This is a genomic window from Haloechinothrix alba (assembly GCF_900188115.1).
Taxonomy (GTDB): domain Bacteria; phylum Actinomycetota; class Actinomycetes; order Mycobacteriales; family Pseudonocardiaceae; genus Haloechinothrix; species Haloechinothrix alba.
The window spans coordinates 143,422-158,206 of the sequence record NZ_FZNW01000010.1; the positions used below are offsets into that span (position 1 = coordinate 143,422).

A 14,785-nucleotide genomic window follows, 5' to 3' on the forward strand; every position below is an offset into this window, starting at 1 on the left:
CTCCGACGCGGGATAGAACATGTTTCAATTTTGGCTTAGGGTTCCGTCATGCAGCGACTCACCGGGCTCGACGCGAGCTTCCTCTACCTTGAGACCTCCTCGCAGTTGCTCCATGTGTGTGCTCTGATCACGCTGGATACCTCGACGATCCCCGGTGGGTACTCCTACGAGCGATTCACCGGCATGCTCGTCGAGCGCATCGCGCGCCTGCCGGTGTTCCGGCGCAAGCTGTACTCCTCCTGGCTCAATGTGGACCATCCCGTCTGGGTCGAGGACGAGGAGTTCGACGCCGAGCGGCACGTGCACCGGATCGCGGTGCCACCGCCGGGCGGTGAGGCCGAGCTCGCGGAGCTGTGCGCGCACATCGCGGGGCAGCCGATGGACCGTGCCCGTCCGTTGTGGGAGGTCCATGTGGTCGAGGGCATTCAGGACGGCTCGGTCGCGGTCGTGATGAAGATGCATCACGCCAGCGTGGACGGGGTGAGCGGGGCGAACCTGCTGTCCTACCTGGCGGGGCTCGAGCCGGACGCGCCGTTGCCGGAGGCGCCGGAAGACCAGCCGGGCAACCCGCCCCGGCCCGGCACGGTCGAGCTGGTCGGTGACGGCCTGCGATCCGTGGCGCGCCGTCCGCTCGATGCGTTGCGGATGGTTCCGGAGCTGGCCGGGCTCGCACCCGGCTTCGTGGTGCGCTCGCTGCGCGGCAAGGGCATGCGCCTGCCGTTCACGGCACCACGGACCCCGTTCAACGCGACGATCACCGGGCACCGGAGCGTCTCGTACACCCAGCTGGACCTGGACGAGGTGAAACGGGTCAAGAACGCCTTCGGCGTCACCGTCAACGACGTGGTGCTCGCGGTGTGCGCGGGCGCGTTTCGGCGGTACCTCCTCGAACACGACGCGCTGCCCGGCAAGCCGCTACTGGCATCCGTGCCCGTGTCGGTGCGCGGCAGGAGCCGGGGCGAGGCGGGCATGAACAAGGTCTCGGCGTTCTTCGCCTCGCTGCCGACGGATCTCGACGACCCCGGGCAGCGGTTGCGCGCGCTGAGCGAGACCACCGTGCTCGCCAAGGATCACCATTACACGGTTCCCGCCGACCTGCTGCAGGACTGGGCGCAGTTCGCGGGCCCGGCGACGTTCGGGTCCGCGGTGCGCACGTACTCCGCGCTGCGGCTCGCGGAGAGGCACCCTGTGGTGCACAACCTGGTGATATCGAACGTCCCCGGGCCGCCGATGCCGATCTACCTGCTCGGCGCGCGGGTCACCGGGATGTACCCGCTCGGCCCCGTCTTCCACGGGTGCGGGCTCAACGTGACCGCGTTGTCGGTGTCGGGCACGGTCAATATCGGGTTGCTCGCGGCGCGGGAACTGGTGCCGGACGTCTCGTCGCTGTCCAGCGCGATGCGCGAGGAGCTGGACACGCTGCTCGACCTCGCGGCCTGCTGACGAGGCTGCCCGGATACGCACGGTTCTGGTGGGCGGGTGAACGACGCGCCCGCGGTGCTCGCGATGCGCCCGACTGTCACGGTCCGTCTCACATTATTGGAACGATCTCCCAGAATGTGGCACGATCAGTGCGTGGCGCGTCGGGAGGGAGCGGGTTCGTGACGGAGCGGGCGGAAACCGTGTACACGCACGGGCACCACGAGTCGGTGCTGCGTACGCACCGGTGGCGCACGGCGGAGAACTCCGCCGGTTACCTCCTCGGGTACCTCGAGCCCGGGATGTCGTTGCTCGATGTGGGCTGCGGTCCCGGGACCATCACAGCCGACCTGGCCGCTGTCGTCGCGCCGGGGCGTGTGACCGCGCTGGAGCGGACCGAGGATGCGCTCCGATTGGGGCGGGACGAGGCCGCGCGCAGGGGGTGGAGCACCATCGACTTCGTCCTCGGCGATGTGCACGATCTCGAGTTCGCCGACGGGAGCTTCGACGTCGTCCACGCGCACCAGGTGCTGCAGCACGTCGGGGATCCGGTTCGCGCGCTGCGCGAGATGCGACGGGTGTGCAGGCCGGGCGGGCTCGTGGCGGCCCGCGAGAGTGACTACGCCGCATTCGCCTGGTACCCGGAGCTCGCGGAGCTGGATGAGTGGCTGACGCTGTACCGCGGGCTGGCGCGTGCGAACGGTGGGGAGCCGGACGCCGGTAGGCGGCTGCGCTCCTGGGCGCTGCGCTCGGGGCTGGACCGGGTCACCGCGACGACCTCGACCTGGTGTTTCGCCACGCCTCAGGACCGCAGATGGTGGGCGGACGCGTGGTCGGAACGGATCCTGCGCTCGGCGCTGGCCGAGCAGGCACTGGAGTCCGGCCTGGCCACGGTCGACGGTTTGCGCCGGATCTCGGATGGCTGGCAGCGGTGGGCCGCCTCCGAGGACGGCTGGATGTCCCTGCTGCACGCGGAGATCGTGGCCCGGGTGCCCCGGGGCGGGAGTGGATGCGCTGCCGGCCGATCCGGCTGAACGATTTCCCCGCACGCTGGTGATGCTCGGTACCGGGGCCTCGACGCGTGCCGTCGAGCTCGGACGCGGCGGGGACGGCATGTCCCGGCTGGCCGCCCGGCGACGAGCCGCCGCCCGGCCCCGCGGTGTGACCGAGCGCACCGTGGTTGCGTACATCCGGCCTTGGGGATAAAACTAGAACAAGTTATAGTTATTGCCGATCCGGATGCGAGCAGGCGGCATTCGCCCCACGACTACGCGCGAGGAGTCATGGACTTCAGTCTCGACGAGAACCAGCGAGCCATCGCCGACCTCGCGGCCGACGTGCTGGCCAAGGAGGGCGCGGGTGAGCCGCTCGCGCACGATGCCCGGCAGGACCCCGAGACGCGGTACCAGGAGCACGTGTGGGCGGCGATGGCCAAGGTCGGCCTGCTCGGCCTGGCGCTGCCCACCGAGCTGGACGGGGACGGCCTCGGTGTCGCCGAGATCGCCGTCGTGCTCACCGAGGTAGGCAAGGCAGGCGCGCGCGTGCCCGCGCTTGCGACCCTGGCGCTCGGGGTGCTGCCGGTCGCCTCGCACGGCACCGCGAAGCAGCGTGAGGCTCTGCTGCCGGACGTCGCAGCCGGGAACGCGCTGCTGACCGCCGCGGTGTCCGAAGTCGGTGCACCCCTTGCCACACTGCCCGGAACGGTGGCCCGTCCCGGCGGTTCCGGGTGGCGGCTCAGCGGGCGCAAGGTCGCCGTGCCGTACGCCGGGCACGCGAGCCGGATCCTGGTACCGGCCAGCCTCGAGGACGGCGCCGGGGTGTTCCTCGTCGACCCGCACGCCGGTGGCGTGACCGTGACACCGACACCCACCGCGTCGGGGACGCCGGAGTGCACCGTCGACCTCGACGACGTGGAAGTATCCGCCGCGGATCTGCTCGGCGGGGACACCTCCGGCGCGGCGGCCCGGGCGCTGCGGGAGTTCGCCGTGGTCGGGGCGGTAGCCTCCGGGGACGGCGCGCTGGCAGGGGTGCTGGACCTGACCACCGAACACGTACGAACCCGCCACCAGTTCGGCAAGCCGCTCGCCACGTTCCAGGCGGTCGCGCAGCAGATGGCCGATGTCTACATCGCGGCGCGCACGGTGCACCTCGCCTCGGTCTCGGCCGCGTGGCGGCTCGGGGCGGGGCGGAATGCCGAGGCCGATCTCGACCTCGCGGCGTACTGGCTCACCGCGGAGGCGCTGCCCTCTGTACGTACCTGCCATCACCTGCACGGCGGCGTCGGGGTGGACGTCACCTACCCGCTGCACCGGCACTACTCCGAACTCAAGGACCTCACCCGCCTGCTCGGCGGGCACCGCAACCAACTGCACGCGTTCGGCGCGGGCGCGGGGAGCTGACGCGAATGCGGATCGAACTGACTGACGAGCAGCGCAAGCTGCAACAACGGCTGCGCGAGTACTTCAACGGGCTGATGACCGATGAGGAGCGCGCCGCGATGCTCACCGAGCGGCACGGGCCGGTGTTCCGTGAGCTGGTGCGCAGGATGGGACGCGACGGCTGGCTCGGTGTCGGGTGGCCGAAGGAGTACGGCGGGCACGGTTTCGGCCCGGTCGAGCAGCAGATCTTCGTCAACGAGGCGGCACGGGCCGACGTGCAGCTGCCCTCGGTGACCCTGCAGACCGTCGGCCCGACCCTGCAGACCTACGGCACGGCCGAGCAGAAGGAGCGGTTCCTGCCTGCCATCCTCGCCGGCGAGGTGCACTTCGCCATCGGCTACTCCGAGCCGGAGGCAGGCACCGACCTCGCCGCGCTGCGCACCACCGCGGTACGCGACGGCGACTCCGACGACGCCGACTACATCGTCAACGGGCAGAAGATCTTCACGACCGGGGCGCACGACGCCGACTACATCTGGCTCGCCGTGCGTACCGACCCGCAGGCACCCAAGCACAAGGGCATCTCGATCCTCATCGTCGACACCCGCGACCCCGGCTACAGCTGGACGCCGATCATCACCTGCGACGGGGCGCATCACGTCAACGCGACCTACTTCTCGGATGTGCGGGTTCCGGCGAGCATGCGCGTCGGCGAGGAGAACCGGGGCTGGCAGCTGATCACGACCCAGCTCAACCACGAGCGGGTCATGCTCGGCCCGGCCGGACGGGTCGCCGCGCTGTACGACCGGGTGCATGCCTGGGCGGCCCAGCGTTCCAGCCCGATGGGGACACCGCTGCTGGAGTGCTCCGACGTCGCCGACGCGCTCGCCGAGACGCGTGCCGCGCTACGCATCAACGAGCTGCTGAACTGGCAGGTCGCCTCGGCTGATGCGGACAAGCCTGTCGACGTCGCCGACGCCTCGGCGACGAAGGTCTTCGGCTCCGACCGCATCCAGCGGCTGGGCGGCCTTCTCGAGGAGGTCGTCGCGCGGCACGGTGACCCGTCCGACCCGGAGACGGCCGAGCTGGCGACCTGGCTCGATGTGCAGGCCAAACGGAACCTGGTGCTGACGTTCGGAGGTGGCGTGAACGAGATCCAGCGGGAGCTGATCGCGATGACCGGACTCGGCCTGCCGAGGGTGCCGCGATGACGGGAACGGCGGGCAGCGACATCGCGGCGACCGTCCACGAGAAGGCCGAACGGATCGCGGCGGGCGGCGGGTCGAAGCCGCGGCCGGCCAGGGACCCCGTCAACACGGCCATGATCAACAACTGGGTCGAGGCGATGGGTGACGACAACCCCGTCTACACCGACCCGGAGTTCGCGGCGAGCTCGGTGCACGGCGGCCTGGTCGCCCCGCCTGCCATGGCGCAGGTGTGGACGATGAACGGCCTGCACGGCCGGCGAGCCGAGGACGACCCGCTCGGCGCGATGATGACGGCGCTGGACGAGGCGGGGTTCACCTCTGTGGTGGCCACCAACTCCGAGCAGACCTATCACCGTTACCTCGGCCCCGGCGAGCACGTCTCGGCGAGTACCGAGCTGGACGGCGTGGTCGGTCCGAAGCGGACCGCGCTCGGCGAGGGCTTCTTCGTCACCACGCGCACCAGCTGGCTCGTCGGCGACGAGGTCGTGGCGGAGATGACGTTCAAGGTGCTGAAGTTCCGGCCGGCGGGCAGCGACGACGGGACGGCAGGCGATGCCGGTGCGGCACCGTGGCAGGGACCCTCCGGGCGCGTGGTCGACGCCTCGGAACGCGCGGCGGGCGTGCTGCGCCCGGTGATCTCGGCCGACACGGAGTTCTTCTGGACAGGCACGCGGGTCGGTGAGCTGCGCATCCAGCGATGGGGTGACACCCTCCGGCACCCGCCTGGGCCGGTGGATCCCGGAGGGTCGATGGAGGCCACGCCCGACTACGTCGTCGCGGCCGGGCACGGCACCGTGTACAGCTACGTCGTGCACCACAACCCGCCGGTGCCCGGTAAGCAACTGCCGTTCGCCGTCGCGCTCGTCGAGCTCGACGAAGGGGTCCGGGTGCTCGGCGAGCTGGTCGACGCCGATCCGGCAGAGGTGTCGATCGGTATGTCGGTCCGTGCCGTGTTCCTGCGTGTGGACGAGGAACTGACCCTGCCCGCGTGGGAGGTGGCTCGATGACGGGGACGAGTCCGAGTACGGTGCCCGCCTCGCAGGTGTCCATCGGTACCGAACTGCCGCAGCTGAGTATCGAGGTGACCCCGACGTTCGTGATCAGTACCGCGCTGGCCACACGCGACTTCCAGGACGTGCACCACGACCGCGATCTCGCGCAGCAGCGCGGCTCGAAGGACATCTTCCTGAACATCCTCACCGACACCGGACTCGTGCAGCGGTTCGTCACCGACTGGGCCGGGCCGGAGGCGCTGGTGCGGTCGGTGAACATCAGGCTCGGGGTGCCCTGCTACGCCCACGACACGCTGACGTTCTCCGGCCGGGTCGCCGACCGGGTCGAGGTGGACGGCGAGCACCGGTTCGTCATCGAGGTCAGCGGGCAGTCCAGCCTCGGCGAGCACGTCGCCGGCACGGTACAGATCGCGCTGCCGGAGGTGACAGCGTGACACTGGCGGGTAAGGCGGCGATCGCCGGGATCGGGGCGACGGAGTTCTCCAAGGACTCCGGGCGTAGCGAGCTGCGGCTGGCCTCCGAGGCCGTGCGCGGGGCGCTCGACGACGCCGGACTGGCACCATCCGATGTGGATGGCATGGTGACGTTCACCATGGATGCCAACGCCGAGATCGCGGTGGCACGGGAGCTGGGGGTCGGAGAGCTGAGCTTCTTCAGCCGGGTGCACTACGGGGGAGGCGCGGCGGCTGCGACGGTGCAGCAGGCCGCGATGGCGGTGGCCACGGGTGCGGCCGACGTCGTGGTGGCCTACCGGGCGTTCAACGAACGCTCCGGGCAACGGTTCGGCCAGGTGTCCAGCGCGGCAGCCCACCAGGTCAACTCCTCCGGTGTGGACAACAGCTTCCACTACCCGGCAGGTATCGCCACCCCGGCGGCGACCGTGGCGATGGCCGCGCAACGGTACCTGTACGAGTACGGCGCGACCACCGAGGACTTCGGCCGGGTCGCGGTGGTCGACCGCAAGCACGCGGCCACCAACCCGAACGCCTGGTTCCACGGCAAGCCCATCAGCCTGGACGAACACCAGGCGTCCCGCTGGATCGCGGAGCCGCTCCGGTTGCTGGACTGCTGCCAGGAGACCGACGGTGGCATAGCCCTGGTGATCACCAGCGCGGCGCGGGCGAAGGACCTGCCGCACACGCCCGTGCGGGTCGCGGCGGCCGCGCAGGGCAGCGGCACCGGCCAGTACGTGATGACCAGCTACTATCGCGACGAGCTGGCGGCACTGCCGGAGATGGGCGTGGTCGGCAGGCAGCTGTGGGAACAGTCCGGCCTCGGCCACTCCGATGTGGACGTCGCGGTGCTCTACGACCACTTCACCCCGTACGTGCTGCTGCAGCTGGAGGAGCTGGGTTTCTGCGGCCGGGGAGAGGCGAAGGACTTCATCACCGGCGACACCCTGGAGCTGCACGGCAAGCTCCCCCTCAACCCGCACGGCGGCCAGCTCGGCGAGGCCTACCTGCACGGGATGAACGGTATCGCCGAAGGTGTCCGCCAGATCAGGGGCAGCGCGGCCAACCAGGTCACCGGTGCGCGCAACGTGCTCGTCACCGCGGGCACCGGGGTGCCGACCAGCGGGCTGGTGCTCGGCGCCTACGAATGGTAACCACCCGATTGCCGGGTGTGCGCGAGGGTGCGCTCCTGGGAGCCTGTCAGGTGCTGATGGAGCTACCCGGAGGGCACCCGCCTCATGGACGCACCGGATCCCGTCCTGTGGGTGTTGAGCGCGTATTTCCTGGTGATCGCGGTACCGAGCGCGTACCGGCTGGTGGCGGCGCATCCGGGGTCACCCCTGTGGCAGCAGGTCCACCGCGGCGACGAGGTCGCCGAGGTGCTCATGGCGCTCGGGATGCTCGCGATGGTCTCGCCTGTCGGCGGTCCGATCCCGCGCGCGGGCTGGGAAGCGGTGTTCGCCGTCGCGGCCGTATGGCTGGCAGCGCGATGGCTGCGCCTACCGCGTGCGCGCGCGGGGCCCGGGTACGGCAACGGGTGCGTGCGGTCCCAGTGCGGTCATCACGCCGTCGGCGCCGCCGTGATGTTCTACATGTTCGGCGGAATGGCAGGCGACGGGCATGCCGGGCATGATACGCAACCGTGGCTCGTGCTCGCAGGGCACGAGGGTTCTCTCGTGCTGGCGCCGCTGGCCATCGCGGCGACGACCTATTTCCTTGTCGACATCGTGCTGTGCGGGGTGCGCTGCGTGCGCGGGCGCAGCGGGACCGGCTCGCGCCGGCCACCTGCGCCCGCGCTGTTCAGCGGCGGGATGCGGGAGACCTCCCGGGCAGCGATGAACGTCGCGATGGCCGCGATGCTGCTGGCGATGGTCTGACGGTCACGCCCCCTGGCCCGCACGGCGATGCGATCCCGCGACCAGCCGGAAGGTCACGCCGAAGCGGTTCCACGCGTTGATGGTCGCGATCGCGGTCACCAGGGCGACCAGCGTCTCCTCGTCGTAGTATGCCGTGGCCTCGGACCAGGTGGCGTCGGACACGCCTGACGCCTTCGCGTCGTGGCTGTGCATGTCCACACAGATGCCGCAGCCGGCTTGCCGTGTGATCTGTCTGCCGGCTCGCATCGGTAGAGGTTAGCAACTGTGAGCAGAGTTGCTAACATGGTGTCATGCCGGAAATAACGCCCAGCGAGTTGCGCAACGACAGCTCCCGGATACTGAATCGTGTCGAACACGGGGAACGGTTCACTGTCGTGCGCGGCAGTACGCCCACCGCTGAGGTTATCCCTGCCCAGCGGCGGGCGTACCAGACAAAAACCGAGATCGCTGACGCGGTTGCGACATTGCCCGCTGTCGATTCGGGGCAGTTGCGTGCGGAGCTGGATGCCGAGGTCGACAACGATGTCGTGATCGATGACTGACGCCCCCGCACCCGTCCTGATGGACACCAACGTCGTGATCGATCTTGGAGTGGACCTCGATCCGGCCATGCTGCCGGACGGCGCGCTGCATCTGTCCGCGATCACGCTGGCGGAACTTACCGCCGGGGTAGCGGCCGCAAAGACGACCGATGACCAGGCAGCGCGCTTGCGCAGGCTGCAATGGGTCGAGACCAGCTTCACCCCGGTGCCGTTCGACGCCGAGGCGGCGCGGTTCTACGGCCACGTGTTCGCTCGCGTGCGGGCCGAGGGCCGGCAAGCTCGTCGCAGGCTGGCGGATCTGCAGATCGCCTCGATCGCTGGTGCCCACGGTTGGCCTCTCCTGACCCGGAACCCGGTGGACTTTTACGGCCTCGACACGTTGGTTACTGTCACGGCGATCTGAGAGCGGTAGGGCCGTCGGTCTTCCGCCGCGATCACCACCTCACCGCTCGCTGAGCACCCCGTCGGCGAGGACCGGTGCGTCCCGCTCCACGGCCACGGTGTTGACCAGGTAGCGCCGGCCGGTGTCCCAGATCCTGGTGCGCAGCGTCTCCCCGGGCAGCACGATGCCCGCGAACCGGGCCGACCAGGAGGCCACCCGGTCCGGGTCGCCGCCGAGTACCGCGCCGGTGACGGCCTTGGCGACCATGCCGTAGGTGCACAGCCCGTGCAGGATCGGCGCATCGAACCCGGCGGCTTTCGCGAACTCCGGGTCGATGTGCAGCGGGTTGCGGTCGCCGCACAGCCGGTACAGCAGGGCCTGCTGGCCGAGCGTGGGGGTGTCGATGACCTCGTCGGGTGCGCGGTCCGGCAGCTCCACCGACTCCGACGGCCCTCGCTCGCCGCCGAAGCCGCCCTCACCCTTGGCGAAGATGCTGGAACGAGCGGTCCAGAGCGGCTCGCCCGCCTCGTCGGTCACCTCGGTCTCCTGCACGATCACCGCGGCCTTGCCCTTGTCCTGCACGTCCGCGATGCGCCCGCGCGCCCGTGCCTTGCCGTCCGCGGGCAGCGGGCGGTGCGCGACGATCTCCTGCTTGCCGTGCACCACCTTGGCGAGGTCGATCTCCACACCGGGAAACGAGACCTGCGGCGGCTCGGTCTCGTGCATGGTCGCCGCTACCGTCGCGAAGGTCGGCAGCACCCGGAGGTCCCGCTCGTACGTGTAGCGCAGCTCGGCAGGGTCGTCCGGGCGTGCCCCGGCACCGATGCCGAGGTGGTACAGCAGCACATCGGAGGAGCCCCAGGAGAAGCTCGTCTCGCCGAGGTCGGCTCCGATCGCGGTAGCGGGGTCGATGGGCATGGGCCCCTCCTCACTCGTAGCTGACCGATACCGAGTCGGTCACCGGGAGGGACTGGCAGGCCAGCACGATTCCCTCGTCCAGGTCGACCGGCTCGAGCACGTCGTTGTTGAGCATCTTGACCTCGCCGGAGGTCACCCGGCACGCGCACGCACTGCAGGCGCCCTCGCGGCAGGAGTACGGCGCGTCGACGCCGTTCTCCAGCAGGAAGTCCAGCAGCTTCTTGGATCGCGGCCACGCGAAGGTGTTGCGCTGGCCGTCCAGCTCGACCTCGAGCGCGGCAGGCGCTGCGTCGCCTTCGGCTCCTGCGTCGCCTGCCGCCTCGGCCTCGCCGGTCGCGGACTCCTCGAACGGGTTGCGGGACAGCGAGACGAACCGTTCGATGTGGACACGGTTGGACGGGACGTCCAGGTCGCGCAACGCCTGCGCGGTGACCTCCTTGAAGGCACCGGGCCCGCAGATGAAGGCCTCCCTGCCTGCCCACGGCCGTGCCAGTGCCCGCAGGCCCGCCGCTGTCGGCAGCCCCTGCACCGACTCCAGCCAGTGCACGACGGTGAGCCGGTCCGGGTAGGCGGCAGCCAGCTCGGCCAGCTCGCCCGCGAAGATGACCGAACGCTCGTCCCGGTTGGCGTAGACGAGCGAGACGGTGCCCGTGCCGCGCTCGAGCACGGACAGCACAATGGACATCACGGGAGTGATCCCGCTGCCACCGGCGAACATCAGCAGGTCCGAGTCGAGCGATTTCGGGGTGAACACCCCGGCGGGCTCGAGCACGTCGAGTTCCATGCCCTCGGTCACGTTGTCGCACAGCCAGTTCGAGGCGTACCCGTCCTCGACGCGCTTGACGGTGACCTTGAGGTCGCCGCCCCTGTGGGGTGCGCTGGACAGCGAGTAGCAGCGGGCGACCGAGCCGGTGCGCTCGCTCGGCACGCGCAGGGTGAGGAACTGGCCCGGCCGGTAGGTGAGCCGTTCGGCCTCACCTACCGGTACCTCGAACACGATCGACCGCGCGTCGTGGGTCTCGGCGACGGTGCCGCTGACCCGCAGCCGGTGCACCCGCTCGCCCGCCAGCGCGGGCTCGGCGGTGGCACCGGCTGCGGCCGGAAGCTGCTCGCTCACGACGCACCCTCCTCCGGTGAGCCGACGCGGATCCGCCCGGCCTCGACCGCGCGCGCGATGCTCTCGGTCAGGCGCTCACAGGTGTCCAGCAGCGCGGTGTTCTCGCCCCGGGAGACCTGCTCGGCGTAGATCGGGCAGCTGCGAGCCGGGTCGGTCGTCCACTGGATACTGGTGTGCTTGGTGCTGTTCTTGCGTACCAGTACCTCGGTCCCGCACGTCTCGCAGGACACAGGGGCGAGCCCGTCGACGAGGTACGACCGGCGGTCGGCGAGCGTGTCGGCGCGCGTGGTCGCCCGGCCGAACGTGGTCGCCGCGCCGGGGGTGTCGATCTCCGAGGGCTTCGTGGTCAACGCCGTCAGACTCCTGCTTCCTGCTGCTGGTTCGCCAGGTTCTCGGCGACCTCCGCCTCCCACACCTCGTTGGCGCGGGTGGTGTCCACCTCGAACTCGAAGCGCTTGGTCATGTCCTCCGTGACCTCGTCGGCGTTGACGTAGAACTGCTCGTACCAGCGCCGCAGCTGGTAGACGGCACCGTCCTCCTCGCAGAGCAAGGGGTTGTCGATACGCGCCTTGTTCTGCCAGATCTCCACGTCCTGCATGAAGCCCTCACCGATGCTCTTGGCGAACTTGCCTGCGATGTCGTCGGCCTGTTTGTCGTCCACACCGGGCAGCTTCTTGACCATCACGCCCCACTGCAGCACGAACGAGTTCGCCGTGACCGGGTAGTGGCAGTTGATCAGCACGTTCTCGATCTCGAGGCCCTTATAGGTGTTGTGCAGGTAGTTGATCATGTACGAGGGGCCGTAGTAGTGCGCCTCGGAACGCAGCAGGTTCTCCTCGCCGCCGTAGTTGGACGCCATGCCCTTGTCCGGCCTGCCCTTGGTGTTGAGGTACTGCGAGGCGATGTGGCCCTCGAACACGTTCTTGAAGTAGGTGGGGAACGCGTGGTGGATGTAGAAGAAGTGCGCCATGTCCACGACGTTGTCCACGATCTCGCGGCAGTTGGATCCTTCGATGTACACCGAGTTCCAGGTCCAGTTGCTCCACTCCTCGCTGCCCACGCCCTCGATCTGCGGGATCGTGACGTGCTCGGGCGGCGGGTTGCCCTCAGGGTCGTTCCACACGAACAGCTGCTTGTTCCGCTCCAGCGTCGGCCACGACCGGGTGCGGGCGCGCAGCGGGACGCGGCGCGCGTACGGGATGGACTTGCACTTGCCGTCGCCGCCCCAGCGCCAGTCGTGGAAGGGGCAGGCGATCTCGTCGCCCTTGACCTCGCCCTGGGTGAGGTCGCCACCCATGTGCCTGCAGTACCCGTCGAGGACGTTGATGGTGCCATCGCTGCTCGCGAAGACCACGAGCTTCGTGCCGAAGGCGTTGATGGCGTGTGGCTTGCCGTCGGCGAAATGCTCGGTCAGCCCGAGGCAGTGCCAGCCGCGGGCGAACCGGTCCGGTAGCTCGCCACTGTCGATGGTGCGGAACGGGGTCTCGGCGGTGTTCGACTGGGAGCTCATTCCATCCCTCCGTTGCGTTGCTCGCTGAGCGCGGCGGAGCCCGTGCTCGCGATGTCGTGTACTGCGAGGTACCCGAAAACCATGGCGGGCCCGATCGTCGCTCCCGGGCCAGCATAGGTGTGCCCCATCACCGGAGCGCTGGCGTTGCCCGCGGCGTAGAGCCCGCCGATGGGCGTGCCGTCGGAGCGCAACACCCGCGCCCGCGCGTCCGTGCGGAGGCCACCCTTGGTGCCGAGGTCACCCGGCACCATCTTCACCGCGTAGAACGGGGCGACCTCGAGCGGGGCGAGGCTGGGGTTGGGCCGGTTGCGGGGGTCGCCGTAGTAGTGGTCGTAGGCGCTGCGCCCGCGGCCGAAGTCGGCGTCCTCGCCCGCTGCCGCGAAGCCGTTGAACCGCTCGATGGTGGCTTGCAGCGCATCAGCGGGCACGCCGATGCGCTCGGCCAGCTCGGCGACGGTGGGGGCGCTCTGCACGACCCCTGCCTTGTACCAGCGTCCGGGCAGCTTCTGCCTGGGCCCGACACCGGCGAAGACGTACCGGTTGCGGTACCGCTGGTCGAAGACGATCCACGTCGGGATGTTCTCTGCGGGGCCCTCGCCCTGCCCGCGCGGCCCGCCGTACATGGCGTGCACGGCCTCGACGTAGGGCGCCGACTCGTTGACGAAGCGCGCGCCGCGGTCATTGATCATGAGGCTGCCGGGCAGCGAGCGCTCGGCGAGGCAGAACCAGGGGCCGCCGGTCAGCGGGATCGACGGCCCCCACCAGGCGTCGGACATGAACTCGACGGCGGCACCGACGTCCTGCCCTGCGCGGATGCCGTCCCCGGTGTTGGACTTGGCACCCACGGACCACTCGGTGCCGATCGGCTCACGCTGGTGCTGCTTGCGCATGGCCTCGTTGTGCTCGAACCCGCCTGTGGTGAGCACCACACCGTGCCGGGCGCGCAGGGTCAGCTCGTTGCCCTCGCTGTTGACGACGACTCCGGTGACCTCGCCGTCCTGCTGGGTCAGCTCGACGAGCGGGGTGTTCAGCCACACGGGCACACCGGCATCGCGCAGGCCCTGCCGCAGTGCGGCCGCCAGCGCCTGACCCCTGCCGAGCAGCCTCTTGCGCAGTAGCTTCGCGCCGAACCAGCGCATACCGACGCGCAGTGCGCGCAGCGGGCCACGGGGATGCCTGGAGATGAGGTTGAGCCAGCGGAAGTCGGCCTGGGTGATCACGACGTTCAGCGGTGCCTTGCCGTAGTCCGGTTCCAGGTTGGCCAGCTCGGTACCGAGCCGCTTGCCGTCGAACGGCCGTGGCTCGACCGAGCGCCCGTGCGACCGGCCCCCGGGCGCCTCCGGGTAGTAGTCCGAGTAGTACGGCACCCACCGCATCCGCAGCGGGGTGCTGCGCAGCAGGAACGACAGCACCTCCGGGCCGCGCTCCAGGTAGGTGTCGATGCGTTCCGGGTCGACGTCGGCGCCGATGATGTGTTCGAGGTAGGCCTTCGCGTCGTCCGGGTTGTCGGTGATCCCGGCCTCGCGCAGTACCTCGTTGTCCGGGATCCAGACACCGCCGCCCGAGCGGGCGGTCGACCCGCCGAACGTGCCTGACTTCTCGACGACGAGCACCGACAGCCCGCTGTGCGCCGCCGCGAGCGCCGCAGCCATCCCGGCTGCGCCGCTGCCGACGACGATGACGTCGAACTCTTGCATGCCGCTCCTTAAGCCTGCCCGGGCCGTACGCCCGCGCTGCCTACCCGCGTGCCCTCACCGTGCTTTCTGAAACAGGTTACAATATTGAACCCGGTGCACTCCATCCCTCACTGCTAGGGCCGCAGTGGTTCCAGGGTCACCATAAACGAGAACTTGTTTCAGTTCTAGATGGTGTCCCACTGGCAGAAACGGGGGCGCACCGCGCGGCGGGTCCGGGCGTCCAGGGCTCGCGATGACCCGCGGCGCTCGGGTCCCGTGTCGCGCCGAGGGGT

At 69.8% G+C, this 14,785-nt stretch carries 16 protein-coding genes; 10 read left to right on the forward strand and 6 right to left on the reverse strand.

The window, feature by feature from the left end; translation table 11 throughout:
- Window positions 1-48 precede the first annotated feature (48 nt).
- The 8 genes from CHB84_RS11575 to CHB84_RS11615 all read left to right on the forward strand — a co-directional run bounded on the left by CHB84_RS11575 (window position 49) and on the right by CHB84_RS11615 (window position 8,347).
- Complete coding sequence (locus CHB84_RS11575) at window positions 49-1,443, forward strand: WS/DGAT/MGAT family O-acyltransferase (protein ID WP_089301566.1); 1,395 nt, start codon at window positions 49-51, stop codon at window positions 1,441-1,443.
- 158 nt (window positions 1,444-1,601) lie between these two features.
- Window positions 1,602-2,453 carry a class I SAM-dependent methyltransferase gene (locus tag CHB84_RS11580; protein ID WP_089301567.1) on the forward strand — a complete coding sequence of 284 codons (852 nt, stop codon included), beginning with the start codon at window positions 1,602-1,604 and terminating at the stop codon, window positions 2,451-2,453.
- A gap of 249 nt (window positions 2,454-2,702) precedes the next feature.
- Window positions 2,703-3,818, forward strand: coding sequence for an acyl-CoA dehydrogenase family protein (locus tag CHB84_RS11590; RefSeq protein WP_089301569.1), 1,116 nt, complete (start codon window positions 2,703-2,705; stop codon window positions 3,816-3,818).
- Window positions 3,819-3,823: 5 nt separating this feature from the next.
- Window positions 3,824-5,008, forward strand: coding sequence for an acyl-CoA dehydrogenase family protein (locus tag CHB84_RS11595; RefSeq protein ID WP_176439912.1), 1,185 nt, complete (start codon window positions 3,824-3,826; stop codon window positions 5,006-5,008).
- Entirely contained in the window at window positions 5,005-6,012 is a 1,008-nt protein-coding gene (locus tag CHB84_RS11600) for a bifunctional MaoC family dehydratase N-terminal/OB-fold nucleic acid binding domain-containing protein (protein ID WP_089301570.1), read from the forward strand. Before CHB84_RS11595 ends, CHB84_RS11600 begins: the two co-directional genes overlap by 4 nt.
- Complete coding sequence (locus tag CHB84_RS11605) at window positions 6,009-6,452, forward strand: MaoC family dehydratase (RefSeq protein ID WP_089301571.1); 444 nt, start codon at window positions 6,009-6,011, stop codon at window positions 6,450-6,452. The genes CHB84_RS11600 and CHB84_RS11605 overlap by 4 nt, the downstream gene beginning before the upstream one ends.
- Window positions 6,449-7,624 (forward strand): lipid-transfer protein, encoded by a 1,176-nt coding sequence (locus CHB84_RS11610; protein WP_089301572.1) that lies wholly within the window; start codon window positions 6,449-6,451, stop codon window positions 7,622-7,624. The genes CHB84_RS11605 and CHB84_RS11610 overlap by 4 nt, the downstream gene beginning before the upstream one ends.
- 84 nt (window positions 7,625-7,708) lie before the next feature.
- Window positions 7,709-8,347, forward strand: coding sequence for a DUF5134 domain-containing protein (locus CHB84_RS11615; RefSeq protein ID WP_089301573.1), 639 nt, complete (start codon window positions 7,709-7,711; stop codon window positions 8,345-8,347).
- 3 nt (window positions 8,348-8,350) lie between these two features.
- On the opposite strand, the gene CHB84_RS11620 is transcribed toward CHB84_RS11615, so the two are convergent.
- Entirely contained in the window at window positions 8,351-8,593 is a 243-nt protein-coding gene (locus tag CHB84_RS11620; RefSeq protein WP_176439913.1) for a carboxymuconolactone decarboxylase family protein, read from the reverse strand.
- A 44-nt stretch (window positions 8,594-8,637) separates the two neighbouring features.
- Here CHB84_RS11620 and CHB84_RS11625 point away from each other — a divergent pair, with 44 nt between their 5' ends.
- Together CHB84_RS11625 and CHB84_RS11630 are read left to right on the forward strand one after the other, a co-directional pair.
- Window positions 8,638-8,889: a type II toxin-antitoxin system Phd/YefM family antitoxin gene (locus CHB84_RS11625; RefSeq protein ID WP_089301574.1), complete on the forward strand. Its 252-nt coding sequence runs from the start codon at window positions 8,638-8,640 to the stop codon at window positions 8,887-8,889.
- A 19-nt stretch (window positions 8,890-8,908) separates the two neighbouring features.
- Window positions 8,909-9,292, forward strand: a complete 384-nt coding sequence (locus CHB84_RS11630) for a type II toxin-antitoxin system VapC family toxin (RefSeq protein WP_245818687.1) — start codon at window positions 8,909-8,911, stop codon at window positions 9,290-9,292.
- A gap of 39 nt (window positions 9,293-9,331) precedes the next feature.
- Here CHB84_RS11630 and CHB84_RS11635 read toward each other — a convergent pair whose 3' ends face one another.
- Genes CHB84_RS11635 through kstD form a run of 5 tightly spaced genes read right to left on the reverse strand, consistent with a single transcriptional unit; the run spans window position 9,332 to window position 14,513 of the window.
- Window positions 9,332-10,189, reverse strand: coding sequence for a MaoC/PaaZ C-terminal domain-containing protein (locus tag CHB84_RS11635; protein ID WP_089301576.1), 858 nt, complete (start codon window positions 10,187-10,189; stop codon window positions 9,332-9,334).
- Window positions 10,190-10,199: 10 nt separating this feature from the next.
- Window positions 10,200-11,258 (reverse strand): ferredoxin--NADP reductase, encoded by a 1,059-nt coding sequence (locus CHB84_RS11640; RefSeq protein WP_089301633.1) that lies wholly within the window; start codon window positions 11,256-11,258, stop codon window positions 10,200-10,202.
- Window positions 11,259-11,302: 44 nt separating this feature from the next.
- Window positions 11,303-11,656: a hypothetical protein gene (locus tag CHB84_RS11645; RefSeq protein WP_342743953.1), complete on the reverse strand. Its 354-nt coding sequence runs from the start codon at window positions 11,654-11,656 to the stop codon at window positions 11,303-11,305.
- Window positions 11,657-11,661: 5 nt separating this feature from the next.
- Window positions 11,662-12,816: a 3-ketosteroid-9-alpha-monooxygenase, oxygenase component gene (locus CHB84_RS11650; RefSeq protein WP_089301577.1), complete on the reverse strand. Its 1,155-nt coding sequence runs from the start codon at window positions 12,814-12,816 to the stop codon at window positions 11,662-11,664.
- A complete protein-coding gene (gene kstD, locus CHB84_RS11655; protein ID WP_089301578.1) occupies window positions 12,813-14,513 on the reverse strand; it encodes a 3-oxosteroid 1-dehydrogenase in 1,701 nt (566 codons plus the stop codon). Before kstD ends, CHB84_RS11650 begins: the two co-directional genes overlap by 4 nt.
- Between the last annotated feature and the right edge of the window lie 272 nt (window positions 14,514-14,785).